13 protein-coding genes and 1 tRNA gene are annotated in these 21301 nt (G+C 32.9%); 7 read left to right on the top strand and 7 right to left on the bottom strand.

What is annotated here, in order from left to right:
• The first annotated feature begins 19 nt into the window (after positions 1-19).
• A complete protein-coding gene (locus tag NYQ10_RS19920; RefSeq protein ID WP_289877980.1) occupies positions 20-289 on the top strand; it encodes a hypothetical protein in 270 nt (89 codons plus the stop codon).
• Positions 290-1481: 1192 nt separating this feature from the next.
• Positions 1482-1970 carry a hypothetical protein gene (locus NYQ10_RS19915; RefSeq protein ID WP_289877979.1) on the top strand — a complete coding sequence of 163 codons (489 nt, stop codon included), beginning with the start codon at positions 1482-1484 and terminating at the stop codon, positions 1968-1970.
• Positions 1971-2090: 120 nt separating this feature from the next.
• On the opposite strand, the gene NYQ10_RS19910 is transcribed toward NYQ10_RS19915, so the two are convergent.
• From NYQ10_RS19910 to NYQ10_RS19900, 3 genes are all read right to left on the bottom strand, one after another.
• Positions 2091-3869, bottom strand: coding sequence for an AMP-dependent synthetase/ligase (locus NYQ10_RS19910; RefSeq protein ID WP_289877978.1), 1779 nt, complete (start codon positions 3867-3869; stop codon positions 2091-2093).
• Positions 3870-4021: 152 nt separating this feature from the next.
• On the bottom strand, positions 4022-4474 hold the full coding sequence (locus tag NYQ10_RS19905) for a hypothetical protein (protein WP_289877977.1): 453 nt from the start codon (positions 4472-4474) through the stop codon (positions 4022-4024).
• A gap of 144 nt (positions 4475-4618) precedes the next feature.
• Positions 4619-7030 carry a TonB-dependent receptor domain-containing protein gene (locus NYQ10_RS19900; RefSeq protein WP_289877976.1) on the bottom strand — a complete coding sequence of 804 codons (2412 nt, stop codon included), beginning with the start codon at positions 7028-7030 and terminating at the stop codon, positions 4619-4621.
• 247 nt (positions 7031-7277) lie between these two features.
• On the opposite strand from NYQ10_RS19900, the gene NYQ10_RS19895 reads away from it, so the two are divergent.
• Positions 7278-7559, top strand: coding sequence for a hypothetical protein (locus NYQ10_RS19895; protein WP_289877975.1), 282 nt, complete (start codon positions 7278-7280; stop codon positions 7557-7559).
• Between the two features lie 176 nt (positions 7560-7735).
• Here NYQ10_RS19895 and purL read toward each other — a convergent pair whose 3' ends face one another.
• Both purL and NYQ10_RS19885 read right to left on the bottom strand, forming a co-directional pair.
• Positions 7736-11389 (bottom strand): phosphoribosylformylglycinamidine synthase, encoded by a 3654-nt coding sequence (purL, locus tag NYQ10_RS19890; protein ID WP_289877973.1) that lies wholly within the window; start codon positions 11387-11389, stop codon positions 7736-7738.
• Between the two features lie 429 nt (positions 11390-11818).
• Complete coding sequence (locus NYQ10_RS19885) at positions 11819-13327, bottom strand: hypothetical protein (RefSeq protein ID WP_289877972.1); 1509 nt, start codon at positions 13325-13327, stop codon at positions 11819-11821.
• A 253-nt stretch (positions 13328-13580) separates the two neighbouring features.
• Here NYQ10_RS19885 and NYQ10_RS19880 point away from each other — a divergent pair, with 253 nt between their 5' ends.
• The 4 genes from NYQ10_RS19880 (at position 13581) to NYQ10_RS19865 (ending at position 16038) form a co-directional block, all read left to right on the top strand.
• Positions 13581-14012: a PaaI family thioesterase gene (locus NYQ10_RS19880; protein WP_289877971.1), complete on the top strand. Its 432-nt coding sequence runs from the start codon at positions 13581-13583 to the stop codon at positions 14010-14012.
• Between the two features lie 3 nt (positions 14013-14015).
• Positions 14016-15080, top strand: coding sequence for a chorismate-binding protein (locus tag NYQ10_RS19875; RefSeq protein WP_289877970.1), 1065 nt, complete (start codon positions 14016-14018; stop codon positions 15078-15080).
• A gap of 88 nt (positions 15081-15168) precedes the next feature.
• A complete protein-coding gene (gene bshB1, locus NYQ10_RS19870; RefSeq protein ID WP_289877969.1) occupies positions 15169-15885 on the top strand; it encodes a bacillithiol biosynthesis deacetylase BshB1 in 717 nt (238 codons plus the stop codon).
• 79 nt (positions 15886-15964) lie between these two features.
• Positions 15965-16038: transfer RNA gene (locus NYQ10_RS19865), tRNA-His, on the top strand.
• Between the two features lie 133 nt (positions 16039-16171).
• On the opposite strand, the gene ypfJ is transcribed toward NYQ10_RS19865, so the two are convergent.
• Together ypfJ and NYQ10_RS19855 are read right to left on the bottom strand one after the other, a co-directional pair.
• Positions 16172-17023 carry a KPN_02809 family neutral zinc metallopeptidase gene (gene ypfJ / locus NYQ10_RS19860; RefSeq protein WP_289877968.1) on the bottom strand — a complete coding sequence of 284 codons (852 nt, stop codon included), beginning with the start codon at positions 17021-17023 and terminating at the stop codon, positions 16172-16174.
• Between the two features lie 145 nt (positions 17024-17168).
• Positions 17169-21221 carry a PAS domain S-box protein gene (locus NYQ10_RS19855; RefSeq protein ID WP_289877967.1) on the bottom strand — a complete coding sequence of 1351 codons (4053 nt, stop codon included), beginning with the start codon at positions 21219-21221 and terminating at the stop codon, positions 17169-17171.
• Between the last annotated feature and the right edge of the window lie 80 nt (positions 21222-21301).

Below are 21301 nucleotides of genomic sequence, written 5' to 3'. Positions count from 1 at the left end.
GCATCTAAAATTTTCTATTATGCAAAAAGAAAATCAAAAGCCAACACATCGTGATGTAGTGCCATCCGTAATTAATTTCATTTCAGACGAATTGTTTGAGGGAGATTACAAAGAACAGCCTATGTATTTGCAGGAAATCTTCGAGCTTTTAATGCATACAGAGTTTGGGGACGATATCAATTTAAGGCAAAAAATACTGAGCTGTTTAAGAACCAGCCGAAATCTGGCAGAAACGTTATCGCCATTTTCAGAGAAGCAGATTCAGAAAGCTTGTCTCAATAAAGGTTGATTTGTTATAAAAAAAATATATTTTAAGTACATTTTGTTAAATTAATATAAAATATACTACATTTGTATCTGTAATTAATAAACAGAAAAATACGTATGATACTTTCAGTAAGCAAAAAATTTGAACAATTAGCCGGAGATTTTCCAGCTGAGGTGTTTGGATGCAATATGTATTTTTATGAAACTGAAATGTAGAATTTAGAGTTCAACTCAACATAAAATATAAAAGCGTCCTAATTTCGGGACGCTTTTTTTGTTTGAAATAGTTTGAGAATGTTTCGACTTCGCTCAACAGGACAAAAAATCGTTCAATAGGACAAAAAAATGATAGAAAAACAAACCATAACTAAAAAAACTAAAAAAAATAATTAACCAAATGTTTCATGATTAAACCAAATAGCGAAATATCCTCTTGAAAAGTAATTTGATGAGTAACAGTCATTTGATACAAAACGAGATCTGCATCAGTTTGCGGACAGGAATTTCTTTGCTTCTATTTTATATGTAACTAATTGATAGTCAGAAAATTATTCTTAAAAAACATTTGGAAATATGAATTTTTCCATCATATATTTGCCAAACAAAATTGAAACAAATTACAATAACAATAACAATGTCAATTGCAATAAATAATAATAAAAACAACAACAATTAAAAAATAAATAAAATGAGTTTTAAATTATACATACACAACGCAGGATTAGTAGCCTCGACTTCAGGTCGTGAATGCTTTTACATGTCGGTGCATCAATATAGGCAATAGGATAGTAATATCGTATTTGTTATGAAGCACCTTTAATCGGGTGCTTTTTTTTTGTCTTAGGGACAAAGGAACAAAGGGGCAGAGGGACAAAGGTTTAAAAAGCTTAGAAGCTTAGCATCTTAGAACCTCAGAAGCTTAATAAAAAACAATAAAAATTTAAGGATGAATCAAAAAATAGGACTTAGGTCAGACGATAGTAGTCAAACAGATAAAGTGGAATTTAGTGAGCCGCCATTTGCCTCGAGCGGAAAAATGGATTTAGGACTTATTAACCTATGGAATGGAAAGGTGAATTTTAGGAAAATTATATATATCATTTAGAGATATTTCTCTGGTAAAGCAATGGTGCTTTTAGACTTTGTGATATTGGATTTCTTAGAAAAACCTTCGATTTCCTGAGATTCCCAAGAATTACAAAACCAAAAACACCATGAAAAACAATACATTACAACAATATAAAAACGCAATTAGAAAAAAATACGAAATCGAAAAAGAAGGGAAATACTTTGATTATTTGTACAAACCTTCTCGTGGAAAACTTCGTGATTTGTGCTGGTTGATTTTCGAAAATAACCCAACAAAAGAGGATCTGAATGTTTTCAGCAATCTTTTGGGCTTAGAATTCGATCATTCGAAAAAGAATAAGTTTAAGGAGAAAAAAGATAAGTTTAGACCTATCGAAACATTCCTTAAAGGAGAAACAGATCCATCAAACATTGACGCTATTAACATGGCTGCAATTTTGGTTGATTTTCATCCGAGACCTTTCAAAAAGTTTTACGAAATCTCTAAAACGGAAGAAATAAAACCAGTTAAACGGATTGAGAAAACTAAAGCTGTTTTTGAGAAAAAAGAAAAGTCTGTGAAAAAGTCTAAGAAAAGAAGTTTCTTTCTAGATTTTAAAAACTTTTTCTTCTAGAAAACGAGATAATATTTTAGAATATTTAGAATGACATTGGTCATTGAGTGATATACTCGCAAATTTAAAAACGGCTGTCAATTGACAGCCGTTTTCGTTTGGTTATATTATTTTGATTTATTAATTGTTCCCGTAGATTTTTGCGTAAAGATCTTTATAAATCTCTTTAATAATTTTACGTTTCAATTTCAACGTTGGTGTAAGTTGTCCGCCGTCGATAGACCAAACATCTGGCGTAAGTTCAAAACGTTTGATTTGTTCCCAGTGACCGAATTTCTTGTTGATACCTTCGATTTCTTCGTCGATACGTTTGATAACGTCTTTATTTTCGCTGATTTCTTTGTCAGTACTTCCTAAAGTAATTTTGTGGATTTTAGCCCATTCTTTCACAAATTCAAAATTCGGCTGAACAAAAGCTGCCGGCATTTTTTCGCCTTCACCAACAACCATAATCTGCTCAATAAAACGAGATTGTTTCATCGCATTTTCGATCATTTGCGGCGCGATATATTTACCTCCAGAAGTTTTGAACATTTCTTTTTTACGATCTGTAATTTTCAAGAAGCCTTCGCTGTCAATTTCTCCGATATCTCCCGTATGGAAATAACCATCTTGTAAAGCTTCTGCTGTTTTTTCAGGATCGTTAAAATAGCCTAGCATTACGTTTGGACCTTTACAAAGAATTTCGCCGTCTTCGGCAATTTTTACTTCAAGATTACGGATTGGTTTTCCAACTGTACCAATTTTAAAACCTTTGTTTCTTTGATCGTTAACCGCAATTACCGGAGAAGTTTCAGTTAAACCGTAACCTTCCATAACAGGAATTTCTGCCGCAGCAAAAACTCTGGTCAAACGTGGCTGTAAAGCAGCACTTCCTGAAACCATTAAATCTAGATTTCCGCCCAAACCTTCTTTCCATTTGCTGAAAATCAATTTGCGGGCAATTTTCAATTGGAATTCATACCAAAATCCATTTGCACCGTATGGCTCATATTTTAAACCTAAATCAATTGCCCAGAAAAACAGTTTTTTCTTGATTCCTGTTAATTCAGCGCCTTTTGCATAAATCTTATCGTAAACTTTCTCTAAAAGTCTCGGAACAGCCGTAATTACAGTCGGGCGAACTTCTTTTAAGTTATCGCTAATTTTATCAATAGATTCTCCAAAATAAACTGAAACACCATAATATTGATAGATATACAAAATCATTCTTTCAAAAATATGGCAAATAGGCAAGAAGCTTAATGCTGTACTTTTTCCTGGATCAAACGGAATTCTTGGCGCGCTGTCCAAAACGTTCGAAACAATATTTTTATGCGAAAGCATTACACCTTTAGGTCTTCCGGTTGTTCCAGAAGTATAAATAATCGTTGCTAAATCGTCTGTTTTAATGCTATCTTTTCTTGCTTCAACTTCATTTTGATTGCTTTCATCTTCGCCAGCTAAAAGTAAATCTGACCAATGTTTACAACCCGAAATTTCATTAAAAGAATAAACTTCTTTTAAAGTCGGAACATTAGCTCTAATAGCTTGAACTTTTTGATAGACTTCATCATCAGAAACAAAACAGTAAATACTGCCGCTGTGGTTTAAAATATATTCGTAATCTTCCTCAGCAATTGTTGGATAAATTGGAACATTTTGAGCACCAGTCTGCAAAATACCAATATCCATGATATTCCACTCGGTTCTATTATTTGAAGTAATTAAAGCAATTTTATCATCTTTTTGAACGCCCATGCGCAATAATGCTCTCGAAACAGCATTTGCTTTTGCAATATATTCCTGGCTAGATGTTTTTTCCCAAGCTCCATTTTTTTTGGTTGCAAGAGCGACTGGAAGGTTGTAAGTTTCTTGTTGATAGTAGGGAAAATCAAAAAGGCGTGTGATTGGAACCATGTTTAATATATTGAATTTTACTGCAAATTAAATAAAATTTAGGAATGATTTTTAATTTTATATAATTAAATGGCAAAATTTATGAGTACTATTAAAATTCAACGAAAACGTTTTCTTTTTAATAGCAAATTTTACAAAAAATAGAGAAAAATTTATTTAGAATACTGTTTTTGCATCTCATTATAATCTTCGTAATCTTTCATACGTTCGCCCATAATGAACATTTTCTTCTTATTGAAGTGAATTGAAAACTGCGTGTAATTCCAGTCTTCCTTATTTTTATCTCTATACCAAAAAGTATAAGTAGCACTATTGAACCCTTCTTTAAAAGTAGGAACGCCTTCTTCGGTGCATTCGATTCCCCAAACAATATTTTCTTTCGTTAAATCTTCAAACTGAAAAATACCGCTTCCATCTGGATTCAATTGCACAATTGGTTCTTTTTTACCTTCCGACATAAAAGTTCCCGTTACCGGATATCCGATAGTGGTGGTAATATAGTGATCGTGAATTTTATAGGTAATCTGATCGACTTTGATTTGAGAATAAGATTGAAAAACAGTTAAAAATAAACTGCTTAAAAAAAGTAATTTTAAAAATTTCATTCTATGTAGGTTTAATGTTTTTGGGACTGAAAAAATCTAATATCCGATTTTTGGTTTGGCGAATATAAATTAAATTTTCAATAGAAATGAACCTTAAAAATACAAGAATGAAATTTTTATTATTGAATGATTTTTGGTAAGTTTTTACTCCGTAGAAAACTGATTTTCTAGTAATTTTTCTTTAAAATCTGATCTAAAAGTATAAGCAAAAGTCACCATCAAAGCCCGTGTGTCAGATTTAGAAGTTCTGTTGTTTCTAAATAATAAAGTATTGTTTTTGTAACCGCTTTCTAAAGTATTAAACATATCGGTTACGACTAAACCTAATCTCGCATTCCCTTTTCCTAATTTTTGCTGAAAACCCATATCTACATTATAAATAGGAATTCTTTTTCCTTGCGGAGTTGCCACAGCAGAATTGTAATTTCCGATAATTTGAAGTTTACCGCCTTTCCACGGAATAAAATTGTTAATGATTTTTCCGTACCAGCTAAAAGCTTTATTGACAACATCTTCCGCGTCAGCTAAATTGCCGGAATCAATATTTTGCTGAAAAGCTGTTAAACTGATATTGGCATCATAAAATGAAAGTGGTTTGAAAGAAAAGATTGTCTCCAATCCATAAGTTACCATGTTTCCAATGTTTTGTGGTTGTAATAAAACCGCGCCATTCTCTTGTAAAATAGAATATTGTCTAATTGCATTATTGGCATTTCGGTAAAAAGCATTTCCAGAAAAAGAATATTTATCCCATTCTTTATTATAGCTTAATTCTGCAATATGAATAATTTCAGGTTTTAAATACGGATTTCCACCATGTGGATTCAAAGCGTCTGTAATATCTACAAACGGATTTAAGTCTTCTAAATCTGGGCGATTAATACGTTTACTATAACCTAATTTTACTGATTCGTCTGATTTTAAATTTAATTGCACAGAAGCCGACGGAAAAAATTTGGTATAATTATTTGAAAAACTGTCGCTTCCATTTGCTGTTTCCCCATTGTTCGAAACTTGTTCGGCACGAAGTCCGAGATTGTATTTCCATTTTTGATTTTCTTTAGAACCCGAATAAGAATTCCAAAGTCCGTAAACGGCATTTATCTGTTCATTAAAATCAAAAATATTACTCACTAACGGATTTACAACGTATTCATCATTGACAAAATCGGCGCTTTGAAAATCAGAATTAAAGAATCTGAAAGTTCCTTTATATCCCGTTTCGATAATTGATTTTTCAGATATTGGAAAAGCATAATTCAAAATCGCATTTGAAATGTTTTCTTTTGCATAATTATGAGTTCGCTGTAAAAAGGGATATCCAATTATAGTTTCATTTTCATCATATTGATTCGTATCAATATCGGTATTTTCTCTTCCGAAATTGAATGAAGTAGTAATACTTGCATTTAAGCTTTTTCTGTCGTCCGCAAATTTTCTGTCATAATTGAAAGCCATTTCTGCCGCTTTAGCTTTTTGTATTTCCATTGAATGACGCTGATTTCCAGAAAAAAACTGAGAAGAATTATTGAAAATAGCTGTTTTTAAAGTTTCATCATTGTCTTTATTTTCTAGGTTTCCAAGTGCTTCAAACGAAAACGTATTTTTTTCATTTGGAGAAAAATCAGCATTGAATTTTAAATTCTGCAGACCTTCTGTTCTTTGGTCTTGTCTTTTCTGATTAATAAAATGCTCATCATCAATAAAGTAATTTGTTCTTTCGCCCTTTATGCTTTTAGTTCTTCCTGCAAAACGATTATCGTATGCAACGCCAATATTCCATTTATCCGTTTTATTATTCAAAAGAACCGAACTATTCATTCTTCCTTTTGCACCAAAACCAGCGCCAAGAACCGCCGAACCATTTAATCCGTTTAAATTATTTTTCTTGAGTTTAATATTGATAATTCCGCTTTCTGCATTGGCATCGTATTTTGCCGTCGGACTTGTAATAATTTCTATGCTTTCAATACTGCTCGCCGGAATTTGATTCATATCAGTAATGGCAGAATTTTTTCCATTAATTAAAATCAAAGGTGTTTTTCCTCTAAGTGAAATCGCGTCATCTGCATCTACAGCAACAGTCGGAATGTTTTTTAGCATATCAATGGCTGTTCCGCCAGATTGCGAAATATTAGAAACCGCATTAAAAACAAAACCTTCGTCAGTTTTTTGAATTTGTTTTTTCTGAGAATTTACAACAACCGTATTTAAAAGATTGGCATCTTCTTGTAAAGTGATATTTCCAAGTGAAATTGAATTTCCAGTGTATTTTATTTTTTGAGTGAATGTTTTAAAGCCAATCAATCTCAGTTTTAAAATATAATCTGAAGGATTAATGTTCTCCAGAATAAATTTTCCAGAAGCATCTGTAACAGTATATGCAGCTGTTTTGGTTGTGTCATTTACAGGTTTTAAAACCACATCGGCAAACTCGATAGGCGTTTTTCCATCCGAAACGGTTCCGTTTATCGAATTTGTTTTTTGACTAAATGAGTTTTGACTAAAGGCAAATAATAAAATTGCAGCGACTAAGATTTGTTTCCATTTTTCCATGCAACAAAGTTATTTATCGCATGAAATACAGACCAATAAAGCGCCTTAAGATATTATTAAATTAGACTTAGGGCTTATTAATGGTTTGCTTTGAATAAAATTAAGTTGCACAAAAAAGGGGATTTTTCCCCTTTCAAAAACGGGAAATTTCATAACATAATTAAAAAGCCTAAATCTTACTTTTATCCCAGTCATAATGCGGAAGCCGAAAAGCAAAAGAGTAGGCTTTACATAAAATTAAATTATTATGGAAACTGCTTTTTTCTTAGCGATGGGTTGGTGCGGTACAAAGTATCCTGGATGGTGGCGCGAATTATTAAAGAAACATCCGATTCCAGAACCAGAACCTTGGTGGATTATTTCGACAATTGGTTTAGGTTTAATTGCCGGATTAGCTGGCGGAACAATTTTTAGTATTATAGCTCGCGAAAGCCAATATTTCTCTGGACAAACGGCAATCGCTTCTGGATTATTTGCTTTTGGAACTGCCAATATTGTAACTGGAATTGCTTCAGCTTTTAAAGATTAAAATAAATAACATCTTAACGATGTGGGGATAGCGTTGGGATGTTTTTTATGGCCACAGATTAAAAGAATTATCAAAGATTATTTTTTTAAAGTTTAGAAAAATCATTTTAATCCTTTTAATCTGTGGCTATAAAAAAAGCGCCCGATAAATTCGGGCGCTTTAATAAAAATATATTTTTAGATTTTCTCAATCCATTTTCTAGCATTAACAAAAGCTTCGTGCCAAGGAGAAACCTCGTCATTTCTGTCTTTTGGATAATGCGCCCAGTTCCATTGGAAAGTCGAACGCTCAATGTGAGGCATCATAACCAAATGTCTTCCTGTTTTATCACACATCATTGCGGTGTTATAATCAGATCCGTTAGGGTTTGCAGGATAACCTTCGTAAGCATATTTCGAAACAATGTTGTATTGATCTTCTGCATAAGGTAATTTGAATTTACCTTCTCCGTGAGAAACCCAAACTCCTAAAGTACTTCCAGCCAAAGTAGATAACATTACAGAGTTATTTTCTTGAACTGTTACAGAAGTAAAGATACTTTCGTGTTTCTGGCTTTCGTTATGGTGCATTTTTCCGTGAACTTCATGCTCAGGATTAATCACTTCTAATTCCATAAACAACTGACATCCGTTACAGATTCCAACAGAAAGAGTGTCTTCTCTTTTGAAGAAATTATCTAAAGCTGTTTTTGCTTTTTCGTTGTATAAGAAAGCTCCCGCCCAACCTTTAGCAGAACCTAAAACATCTGAGTTAGAGAATCCTCCAACAGCTCCAATAAACTGAATATCTTCAAGCGTTTCACGTCCAGAAATTAAATCCGTCATGTGAACGTCTTTTACATCAAAACCAGCCAAGTACATTGCATTTGCCATTTCACGCTCAGAATTACTTCCTTTTTCACGAATAATAGCTGCTTTTGGTCTTGGTTTAGAATTGTCGATTTCTGGTTTCTTTCCTGTAAAATGTGTTGGGAAAGTATAATTTAAAACCTGATTTTTATAGTTTTCAAAACGTGCTTTTGCTGTTCCGTTTTTAGATTGTTTTTGATCTAATAAATAAGAAGTTTCAAACCAAACGTCTCTATAAGTTGGAATGTCTAATTTGTAATCTGCAATTTCTAAAGTTGCTGTAGAAGTTGCAGAACCAATTTTGAAGAATTCGATATTATTAGCTTTCAATTTATCTTCAACAGCTTCATCTGATTTTGCTTGGAATACAATTCCGATGTTTTCAGCAAAAAGGATTTTTAATAAGTCTTTTTCAGCGAAAGTAGAGAAATCAATTTTAGCTCCAAGATTTACATCAGCAAAACACAATTCTAATAAAGTTGTGATTAAACCACCGCTTCCGATATCGTGACCCGCTAAAATTTGGCTTTCGCCGATTAATTCCTGAATCGTATTAAATGCATTTTTGAAGAAAGAAGCGTCTTTTATAGTGGAAGTTTCGTTTCCGATTGTATTTCTGATTTGTGCAAAAGACGAACCTCCTAATTTGAAATCATCCTGAGACAAATTGATATAATAAATGGAATCTCCGTTTTTCTGTAAAACTGGTTCAACTACTTTTCTAATATCTGTACAATTTCCACCAGCCGAAATAATAACCGTTCCCGGCGCGATTACTTCGTCATTTGGATATTTTTGTTTCATCGAAAGTGAATCTTTTCCTGTCGGAATGTTGATTCCCAACTCGATTGCAAATTCTGAACAACCTTCAACCGCAGCGTACAAACGAGCGTCTTCACCTTCGTTTTTACAAGCCCACATCCAGTTTGCAGATAATGAAATTCCTTTTAAGCCATCTTTAATTGGCGCCCAAACAATGTTTGATAACGATTCGGCAATAGCATTTCTAGATCCAGCAACCGGATCAATCAAAGCCGCAATAGGAGCGTGCCCAATAGAAGTTGCAATTCCTTCTTTACCTAAATAATCCAGAGCCATAACTCCAACATTATTTAAAGGCAATTGTAACGGACCTGCATTTTGTTGTTTTGCCACTTTTCCACCAACACAACGGTCAACTTTGTTAGTCAACCAGTCTTTTGAAGCAACTGCTTCTAAACGTAAAACGTCTTTTAAATAACTTTCGAAGTCATTTGCTGAATAAGCTACATCAGCATATTTTCTGTCGATAGTTTTATCTGTCATAACCGTTTTTGGAGAACTTCCGAAGAAATCTTCTAAAGCATAATCCATCGGTTTTGAACCATTTGATTTTGATTCGAATGTAAAACGGTGATCTCCCGTTACATCTCCAACCTCATACATTGGCGAACGCTCTCTGTCGGCGATTCTTTGCAACGTATCAATATCTTTTTGACCGATAACCAATCCCATTCTTTCTTGAGATTCGTTACCGATAATTTCTTTTGCAGAAAGAGTAGGATCTCCAACCGGTAATTTATCTAAATCGATTAAACCTCCAGTTTCTTCCACTAATTCAGAAAGACAGTTTAAGTGTCCACCCGCACCGTGATCGTGAATCGAAACAATTGGGTTATTGTCGCTTTCTACTAAACCACGAATCGCGTTGGCAGCACGTTTTTGCATTTCTGGATTTGAACGCTGAATCGCATTTAATTCGATTCCTGAACCGAAAGCTCCTGTATCTGCAGAAGAAACCGCAGCACCACCCATTCCGATTCTATAATTTTCTCCTCCAAGAATTACGATTTTATCGCCTTCTTGTGGTTTCTTTTTAATTGATTGATCTAGTTTTCCGTAACCAATTCCACCCGCTTGCATGATTACTTTATCGTAACCAATTTTGCGGTCGTTTTCAGAGTGTTCGAAAGTTAAAACAGAACCTGTAATAAGCGGCTGACCAAATTTATTTCCGAAATCAGAAGCTCCGTTTGAAGCTTTGATCAAAATATCCATTGGCGTTTGGTACAACCATTTTCTTTCTTCAACAGCATTTTCCCATTTACGGTCTTCTTTCAAACGAGAGTAAGAAGTCATGTAAACTGCAGTTCCTGCTAATGGCAACGAACCTTGACCTCCTGCTAAACGGTCACGAATTTCTCCTCCAGAACCTGTTGCAGCTCCGTTAAAAGGTTCCACTGTTGTTGGGAAATTGTGTGTTTCTGCTTTTAAAGAGATAACAGAATCAAATTCTTTTATTTCGTAAAAATCAGGTTTGTCTGCCGATTTTGGTGCAAATTGCTGCACTTTTGGTCCTTTTACAAAAGCAACGTTGTCTTTGTAAGCAGATACAATATCGTTAGGGTTTTCCTGAGATGTTTTTTTGATTAATTTGAAAAGAGAAGTTTCTTTTTCTTCGCCGTCAATTACAAAAGTTCCGTTGAAGATTTTATGACGACAGTGCTCTGAGTTTGCTTGAGAGAAAGCAAAAATTTCAGAATCAGTTAATTTTCTTCCTAGTTTAGTCGAAAGATTGTTTAAGTAATCCACTTCTTCTTCGCTTAAAGCTAAACCTTCCACTTTATTGTAAGCAGCAATATCATCAATTTCTAAAATTGGTTCAGGCTGAATATTGATAGTGAAGATTTCTTGATCTAATTCGTTGAATTTTTGAGAAAGCATTGGGTCAAAATCAGTAAAATCTTCCTTTGCCGGATGAAATTCTTCGATTCTGATAATGCCCGAAATTCCCATGTTTTGAGTAATTTCTACAGCATTTGTACTCCAAGGTGTAATCATAGTAGCGCGAGGACCAACAAAGAAACCTGTCAATGCAGATTTTTCAATCTTATTCGCGTCGGCAAAAAGCCAGTTTAATTTTGAAATGTCTTGAGCTGAAATTTCGTTTTGCGTTTGTACGGCAAAAACAGTTTTGCTTTGGTTTTCAAAGAAATGGATCATTTGTGTAGTTTGTTGTATTGAGGTGCAAATTTAGTCAATCTAAACCGAAAAAAAAAGCAACAAAGTGTGCCTTTTTAATAATTTATTTCCACTCTTTTTTGCCCTAAAAATGCAATTTTTTTGCTGGTTTTCTCATTCAAAAATTAACATTTTTTGATGTTCAATTTTTCTTTGTAAACGTTTGTTTCTTTTCGATTTTATGTCAAAAAAAGACTTCATCAAGAGCAAGCGAGTCTTAAAATGGAATTACAAATTTTTCTAAAGTAAATACGAGGAATTTGCAGAATGGAGAAAATTTAATCTCGCAAAGACGCGAAGGCGCAAAGTTTTTTTTAAATTTTTCATCTAAATCTTAGCGACTTTGCGTCTTTGCGAGCAAAATTCACAAAGAACTTATTTTTCTTAAATTACTTATATGGTTAAAAATGATTACTTCGGAAAATCTTGACTTTGATAAGCGCCCAAATCTGGCGGAGAAGTTCTTGTAATTCCTAATATATCCAACGGAATGTTATACGCTTGATTCCCTTTCGCGAAAGCGGCAGAAGTTTTATCAATATTGAATTTATTCTGAGAAACGTTATAAAACTTCGGATTTTCATTCAGAATAATATTGTTATAATGCGTCGGATCTGTTTTAAATTGATAATCAGGATTTGAAGTGCTTCCGAATTTCAGCAAACAATTATTTAATTGATAAACAAAAGCGGAGGCAGTATTTTTGCTTAAATTGAATTCATTAAAATTCGAACCATAAATAATACAGTTGTTAAAAGTAGCTTGAGTTAACGGATTTGTTTCAGGCGTTGCTCCTTTCAAATTATTACTCAAATTTACTGCGAAATGAGAAGGATTTGACCAATTGTTGTAAAAAGTACAATGTGTAAATTTGTAATCACCTCCATAAACACAAGATAAACTTGCTAAACCGGCATAATTTATTACAATATTTTCGCCAACAATTTGAGTATTTTGAGCTAAAATGCCGTATTCTACACAATTATAAATTTGAGTATTTTTAATTTCAGCTGTATTTAATGGACTTCTAAGATCTAAACCAATCATTGCATTTTTTAAAGTTAAATGATTGATTGAATGATTTGTACTTCCTTTCTCTAAAATAACTGATTTCCATTGTCCAGGAATATCCGAGTAAAGTGGTTCTAAACGATCACCTTCAAAAATAATTTCGTTTTCGAGTTTTTCTGTTGTTGAAGCACTTCCGTTAATTTGAAGAGTTGCATTTTTCCCAACGTACAAACCTGAATTGGCATGAAAATGAACTCGTGCGCCAGCTTCAAAATTCACGGTTTTGTTTTCAGGAACTCCTGCGTAACCATAAATTACGTAAGGTTTTTGTTTGGTAAAAAGAAGTTCGTTTCCGTTTACAGGATCATTTTCGTTAAGATAAAATCCGTCAACCTCTTTACCGTCAATTGTAATTTTTTCTTTTGTTCCGTCCGGATTTTGATTTGGATATAAGAAAACGGCATCTTGAATTAAAGTCACCAAAGCCACTTCTTGAAGATTTGCACCGCTGTCAAACTGAATTTCATCAGTATATAAAAAATCGGTCGGATTGGCGTCTGTAATATCTGCTGTGGTTTCTAAAAAAATGTACAAACTGTCTTTCGCTAAAAGCGTTACATCTTTAAAAATTTTTCCATTTATGCCGCTCATTCCATCAACAGTCATTCTGTATTTTGAACTTAGACCTTTTTTGAATTGCACAATCGGAATCGAAATGTCTTTTTTACTTCGATTATAAACTTTTAATTGATAGGTGCTAGAGCCGATATTTTTAAAAACGGTATCCAAATAAACGGTGTCTTTTGAAAACTTTAAATCTCCAGAACTGGCAACAGTATCAAAGTCAGTTCGGCAAGAGCTGAAAGCTAGAATGATCCCGAAAATTAAAAGTGCAAAGTATTGACGCATTATTGTTTTTCTTTTTTGCCACAGATTAAAAGGATTAAAAAGATTTTTTGCTATGCTAAAAAAAAAATAATCTTTGATAATCTGTGTAATCTGTGGCATAAAAAAATAATTCTAAGCCAAAGATCTATGTTCGATTGTTTTTGTAAAAATAGCAAAAAACTGACAAGTTCATAATTGATTTTTAATTTTAGAATCCGTTTTTTCGATTTGTGTCTTATCTTTCTTTAATTTTACGTTTTTAAAGTTTATTTTAATGAATTATACAAAAGAGCAGATTTTGGCGCGCTGTAATGAGTTTTCTAAAAACACATTAATGGAAACGCTCAAAATTGAATATATTGACGCTGGAGAAGATTTCTTAACTGCAAAAATGCCTGTAAATCCGAGCGTTCATCAACCAATGGGACTATTGCACGGCGGCGCTTCTGTTGCCTTGGCAGAAAGTGTAGGCAGTGCAGCTTCTTTCTTTTTTATCAATCCGAAAGAGCAGGAGGTAAGAGGTATCGAAATTTCGGCAAATCACCTAAAAAGTATTCGTGAAGGTTATGTTTTTGGAACTGCGAGAATTATTCATAAAGGAAGAACAGTTCATCTGTGGGAAATTAAAATTACCGATGAAGCAGGCAATTTAATTTCGCTTTGCAAATTGACGAATATGGTTTTAGAAAGAAAGAAAAGTGAATAAATTATGAATCCATTTTTCTTAAAAATTAAAAATCATAAAGAGCAAAATTTACCTTTTGTACTTTATTCAAAACCCAACTCAGCAAACTTTGTTTGCATTTTACAGCAAAATAATACATTATATAAAGTTTCTGATTATAGCGAAAAAGGGTTTGTTTTCGCTTCTTTTGATGAAAAACAATTAGTTCTCATTCCAGAAAACGAATCTGAGATTATCACTTTAAAAAAAGAAACAACCTCATTTGAATCAATTGAAATTGATGATTTGAATTTTGATCCTGAAGCTAAATTTCAATACGAATATTTAGTTTCGCAGGGAATTCAAGCTATTAAAAACGAAGAATTTAAAAAAGTAGTTTTATCAAGAAGTGAAGAAGTTCCTTTAGCTGAATTCGACTTTATCGAAACTTTTCAGCATTTGGTTCAATTATATCCAACGACATTTTGCTATTGTTTTTTTCATCCAAAAATTGGACTTTGGATGGGAGCCACGCCTGAAAAATTGCTAAAAGCAAACGAAAATGTTTTTGAAACAATGGCTTTGGCGGGAACGCAAAAAGATAATTCTCAAAATGAAATTATCTGGCAACAAAAAGAAAAAGACGAACAGCAATTTGTGACTGATTTTATCGTAAAAAGACTTAGAGAATTTACAGCTTCAGTCGTAGTTTCTGAACCTTACAGTTTAAAAGCGGGATCGATTTGGCATATTAAAACGGATATTTCTGGAGTTTTAAAAGAAAATTCAACTTTAGAAGAAGTGATCGATACTTTGCATCCGACGCCAGCAGTTTGCGGTTTGCCAAAGAAAAAATCAAAAGCTTTTATTTTAGAAAATGAAAATTACGATAGAACTTTCTATACAGGTTTTCTCGGCGAATTAAACAGCACTTTTTCGGAAAATAATTCAAGTTCTGATTTATTCGTAAATTTACGATGCATGCAGATTCAGGAAGATAAAGCGATTTTATACATGGGCTGCGGTATTACAAAAGAAAGTATTCCTGAAAAAGAATGGGAAGAAAGCGTCAACAAATCGATGACGATGAAAAGAGTATTGAAAAAATAGTTTATAAATTGTTTCAAGTTTCAGGTTTCAAGTTTCACGTTCTGTTGACAACTTTAAACCTGAAACTTGGAACTTGAAACAAAAAATAATGAAATTAGATATATTAGCCTTTGGCGCGCATCCAGACGATGTAGAATTAGGTTGTGCAGGAACGATTTTAAAAGAAGTTTCGCTTGGGAAAAAAGTGGGAATTGTTGATTTAACGCGTGGCGAATTAGGAACGCGCGGAACAGCAGAAACTAGAGATCAGGAGGCGAAAGACGCTGCGAAGATTTTAGGCGTTGAAGTACGCGAAAATTTAGCAATGCGCGACGGATTTTTCGTTAATGACGAAAAACATCAATTAGAAGTAATAAAAATGATTCGTAAATATAAACCTGAAATTGTGTTATGCAATGCAATCGACGATCGACATATTGATCACGGAAAAGGAAGTAAATTAGTTTCTGACGCTTGTTTTCTTTCTGGTTTAATGAAAATTGAAACTTCAATTGACGGCGAGAAACAAGAAGCTTGGAGACCAAAGATTGTTTACCATTATATTCAATGGAAAAATATTACTCCAGATTTTGTTGTTGATATTACGGGATTTGAAAAAAAGAAAGTGGAAGCGATTTCGGCATATAAAACGCAATTTTATGATCCGAATTCTAAAGAACCAGCAACGCCAATTACGAGTAAAAACTTTTTTGAAAGTCTAAATTATCGTGCGCAAGACTTAGGAAGACTAGTTGGGAAAGATTTTGCCGAAGGTTTTACAGTTGAAAGATGTTTGGCAGTCAATAGCTTAGAAAATTTGATTTAATTTTTATAAAAATTTTTCATTTTTTTCTTTGTAGAACTGAACCTTTGTTCTATATTTGCACTCGCTAAGCAGAAAAATGGTGGTTGTAGCTCAGCTGGTTAGAGTAGCGGTTTGTGGTGCCGCGGGTCGCCGGTTCGAACCCGGTCAGCCACCCAGATAGAAAGCCTTGAAGAAATTCAAGGCTTTTTTTGTGCGTTAACATTTTGAATCAATAATTGATTGTACAAAAAAAAGCCCAACTATACGGTTAGGCTTTTCTGGTGGTTATTATATTTGGTTTATTATGCTATCTAATTTCTTCAAATGTAGTTCCTTGTTTAATATCTCCAGTTTTGAATCCTTTATTAAACCAATACATTCTCTGTTCTGAACTTCCGTGCGTAAAAGAATCAGGAACTACATGTCCTTGCATTTTGCTTTGTATCGCGTCGTCTCCAACTGCATTTGCAGCGCTCAAGGCTTCTTCAATGTCTCCAGTATCTAAATTTTCCTGATTATAATGTGCCCAAACTCCAGCGTAAAAGTCCGCTTGTAATTCTAAAGCAACAGATAATTTATTTGCTTGAGCTTCACTTTTTCCTTGTTGTTCTTGACGCATTTTTGCAGATGTTCCCAATAAAGTTTGTATGTGATGACCAATTTCATGCGCAATTACATAAGCAATAGCAAAATCGCCTCCTTTTGCTCCAAATTTATTTTTTAATTCTTCAAAAAAAGCCAAGTCCATATATACTTTACGATCGCCAGGGCAATAAAATGGTCCAGAAGCAGATGATGCGCCACCGCAAGCAGTTTGCACAGAACCTTTAAAAAGTACCAATTTTGGTTTTTCGTATGTCATGCCGTGCTCAGCAAAAATTTTACTCCAAATATCTTCGTTATCTGCCAAAATAACTCTAACGAAATTCCCCATTTCTTCATCTTCTTTGCTAAGTGGGGCAGCAGTTTCAGTCTGTTGGTTTTGTCCGCCTTGCAATTGCTCTAAAACAGGAGTGATCATTTGAGCATTTTCACCTCCAAATACATTTACTAAAAGGATAATAATGCCAATTATTCCGCCACCGATAACGGCTTTTCCGCCAGATATTCCTCGTCTGTCTTCTACATTATCACTTTGTCTTCTGCCTTGCCATTTCATATTCAATTGTTTTTAAACTTATTATCTAAAAGGTTGTACGAATTTATAGATTTTTTATGATAAATTTTACATTTGAAAGATTAGTTTTTATTTGCAGTTTCAGTTTTCGATCATGTGCCGTCAAAATGCAATTGAAAACTAAAAATTAGCCCAGCCATTTGGTTAAGGCTTCTTCAACAATTCCTTTCATGATTGGTTTAGAAATATAATCGTCCATTCCGGCAGAAATACATTTGTTTCTTTCCTCTTTTTCTGTTCCGGCTGTTACTGCAATTATCGGAATATCACGGCCTTTTGGGCTATTTCTAATGGCTTTTGCCGTTTCGTAACCATTCATAATTGGCATCTGAATGTCCATGAAAATTATCGTTGGATTTATCTCTTCAAATTGTTGTATCGCTTCGTATCCATTTTCACATTCGTATATAAAGGCATTGCTATAGAGATTTTTAATAATCGTTTTTAGAAGCAGCATATTTACTTTATTATCTTCTACAATCAAAAATGTAATCTTATTGCCGTCGCGCTCTATATTTTCAGAATCCAGTTCGATATTTAAACTTTTGAGTTCTGTATTGTATTTATCATTAATGCTTTGATTGCTTGTTTTTAGATTTAAATCAAAAAAGAAAGTACTTCCTTCATTTATTTTGCTTTCAAGCTGTAATCGGCTTTCCATTAAAGCTAATAACTGATTTGAAATTGTTAATCCTAATCCAGTTCCTCCGAATTTTCTCGTTGTAGAACTATCTTCTTGCGAAAAAGCCTTAAAAATTTTCTTTTGGTTTTTCTCTAAAATTCCAATTCCAGTGTCAATTACGGCAAAACGAATCAGATGATGATTATTTTTCTTTTTTTCTAAAACTGAAACATTTAATTTGATAGAACCTTCAGTTGTAAATTTTATCGCATTAGAAAGTAGATTAATTAAGATTTGTTTGATTCGAACAATATCAGTCCAAATAAACTTTGGAACATCGGCATCAATGTTTAGTTCTAAACTCAGATTTTTTTGATTGGATTCATAAACAATTAAATCGAAAACCTGTGCCAAGACCTTTTTTATATCGTAGAGATCGATAAATAATTCTAATTTTCCTGCCTCGATTTTAGAAAAATCTAGAATATCATTTACAATTTCAAGCAGCGAATGTGCTGATTGATTTATCGTTGTCATGTATTTTTCCTGAATTTCTTCCAAATCAGTTTTCATCAATAAATGAGTAAAACCAATAATTCCGTTGAGCGGCGTTCTAATTTCGTGTGACATATTTGCCAAGAAATCAGATTTAGATTTGCTTGCGGCTTCAGCCAATTGTTTGGCTTTTATAGCGTCTTCAATCTCTTTTTTGTTGGTAATATCAAAGTAGATTCCGCCAACAAATTCAATTTCATCATCTCTTTTTATAACATCTCCAAATTCTTCAACCCAAATATATTCTCCAGATTTTCGCTTAATTCGATAAACATTATGCAACGGCATTCCGTTTTGTAAATTATCAATTTGATTATTGATAACTTCTTCTTTATCATCGTGATGAATTAAAGAAAGAAACGATAAATTATTCTCTATAAATTCAGATTTTGAATATCCAGTTAAATTTAAAACTTCATCGTTTAAGAAAATTTTGGTCGAAAAAGCATCAAATTTAGATAGATAAACCGTTCCAGGAATATTGTTGGCTATTAATTTAAATTTCTCTTCACTTTCGAGGATTTTACTTTCGTTACGATTTCTTTCAAGTGCAGACGAAATATTATTGGCTAATACCTGAAAAATATTGATTTCATCTTCAGACCATTTTCTTTCATTAAAACAATCATCAAAACCAATAAAACCAGTAAAAAGATCATTGATATAAAGCGGTAAAATTAAAATAGATTGAATTTCGTTATTGATTAATAGCGTTTTAAAGAAACCCTCGTCAAGTTGTCTCGTCAAAGTATTTACAATTTTCTTTTGCTGAGCGGCGTCGTAAATTTCTTTTAAATTTTCTTCCGTCATATGGCGCAGAGGTGTAATCTGATGAGTGACACCTTCGCGAGACCATTTGTATTTTTGGTAGACAGTATTATAAATTGGATCTTTTTCGTAATAATACATATGATCTACTTTTGCAGCTCTTCCGATAATGTTGTAGGTTTCCTGAAACATCTGTTCGGTAGTTTTGCTTAGTAAAAATTTTTCAGTACACAATGAAAGCGCAGATAAAAGATCACTTTTGAATTCTAGTTTTCTTTCTGCCTCCAATCGCATTTGCGAAGAAATTGCTAATGAAATAACATCAGAGATTGTTCTCGCATAATTGATGTCTTCATTGTCCCATTCTCGTTTTTTTTCTGTGCTTTCAAAACAAACAACTCCCGCCAATTGTCCCGTTAGAAAAATAGGAACATCTAACATTGACTTTATGTTGTTTTGTGTAAAGTATAATTTTTGAAATTCAGAAGTTTCTAGTTTATTGAAAACGTCTGGAGCATTAATGACGGCTTTGTTGTTTAAGGTTTCAAAATATATTGGATACGATTCTTTGTTTAGAATGTTTTTATCGTTTAAATTTTGATTATCAAGACTGTAAAGGTTTTGGCAAGTAATTAGATCGCTATCGTATTTCCAAAAACTAACGCGATTAGCATTGCTTATTGTTGAAGCTTCTTTTAGAATAAGATCAATTACAATGTTTAATTTATCATATTTGCTGAAATCTGTTGTCGATAGTTTTTTGGTCGAATTATTGTAAGCTTCAATTTTTTTAAGCCGTCTTTTTTTCTCCTTTTCGATATTCTTTTTTTCGGTAACATCTCTTGCTATTCCTGAAAAACCTGCAAATTGCCCGAACTCATTTCTTCGGACAGTAATTTTTTGAGAAATCCACATTTCTTTTCCGTTTTTCTTCAGAATCGGAATTTCTATTACAGGGTTATTAGCTTCATTTACAACTAAATTAGAATAAAAATCGGCCGCATTTTTAACGTATTGTTCCTGAATAAAACTAGAATAATGTTTTTTAATGATTTCGTTTTCTGAATATCCTAAAATTGAAATACCAAATTCATTTATAAAGGTAAAATTACCATTAGTATCAAACTCAAAAATAATGTCTGTTGCTGTCTGAATTAGATTTTTATATTGATTCTGAACAAGAATTTGTTCTGTAACATCCTGACCGATACTTATAATTAAATCTTCCGAGAATTTTTTATCTTTCCATTGAATGTATTTAAACTCTCCATTTTTGCATTTCAATTTTCGGATATAAATCTTGTCTTCTTCGTTTTTTACAGAATTTAATTTTGATGAAAATTCAGAATCATGAGTTAATTCCCAAAATTTTAATCCCATAACTTCTTCGGACTGATAACCTAAAATAGAGGTAATGGTTTCGCTGCAAAATAAAATTTCTCCGTTTTGATTTGATGCAATTGTGAGTGAATTTCCTTTGTGAACAATTTCATTCGCAAATCTAAAATTGTCACGATTGTTTAATAAAACCGCATATTTTACTTGGTTTATAATGAAAATTAGAATGCAAAAATTAATCAGTAAAATAGAAGACTTTATAGGAATGAGCTGAAAGGCTACCGTAAGAATTAGAAATGTAAAGACTAAACCAACAAAAATCCAATATATTTTTATGGGTTTTAGAATGTTGTACGAAAAGAAAAAAGAAATTAAAAAAACTATTACTGGAACAACATCGTTTCGAAGCAATATAATATTTGAGCCGACATAGCTCATGTATATAAAGAAACAAAAGATAAAAATCTGTTGAATTTTATCGCGTAGCCATTTTACTTTATCGGTAATTGCATAAATTAAAAGTACGCCAATACCAATTGATACATTTAAAATTAAAAGACTTTTAGGTCTGATTTTGAAGATTTCATTGATAATCTCGATTACAATTACCGCAATTCCAAAAAATAAAATATAAAGCTGATATTCTTTGCTAACCGTATCTTGCTCTTTCTTTTTTTCTATAAAATATCCAATTTTTGCCTTTATTCTAAAAAACTGATAAACAAGCAGCGAAAGAAAAGCAAAAAGAGATAAACCTAAGACAATAAGTTTTGGATTATTGTAGAAAATAATGTCCGAATTAAACAGTTGCCAACTTGCCATAATAGCCTCTAAGGCATTTCCAATACTGAAAATTCCTGAAATTACCGATTTGAAAAAACTACAGTCCACGGCCATAGAATTTGGGGTAGTTGGTTTACTAAAAAGCCTTTGAAAATTCTTTAAAAGAGTTGGTCGGTCTCCTTGCGAACAAGAAT

Origin of the sequence: Flavobacterium johnsoniae, assembly GCF_030388325.1 — a bacterium.
GTDB classification, from domain to species: Bacteria; Bacteroidota; Bacteroidia; order Flavobacteriales; family Flavobacteriaceae; genus Flavobacterium; species Flavobacterium johnsoniae_C.
Note: the sequence above shows the minus strand (reverse complement) of the source record. Positions and strands in the feature narration are given on the sequence as shown.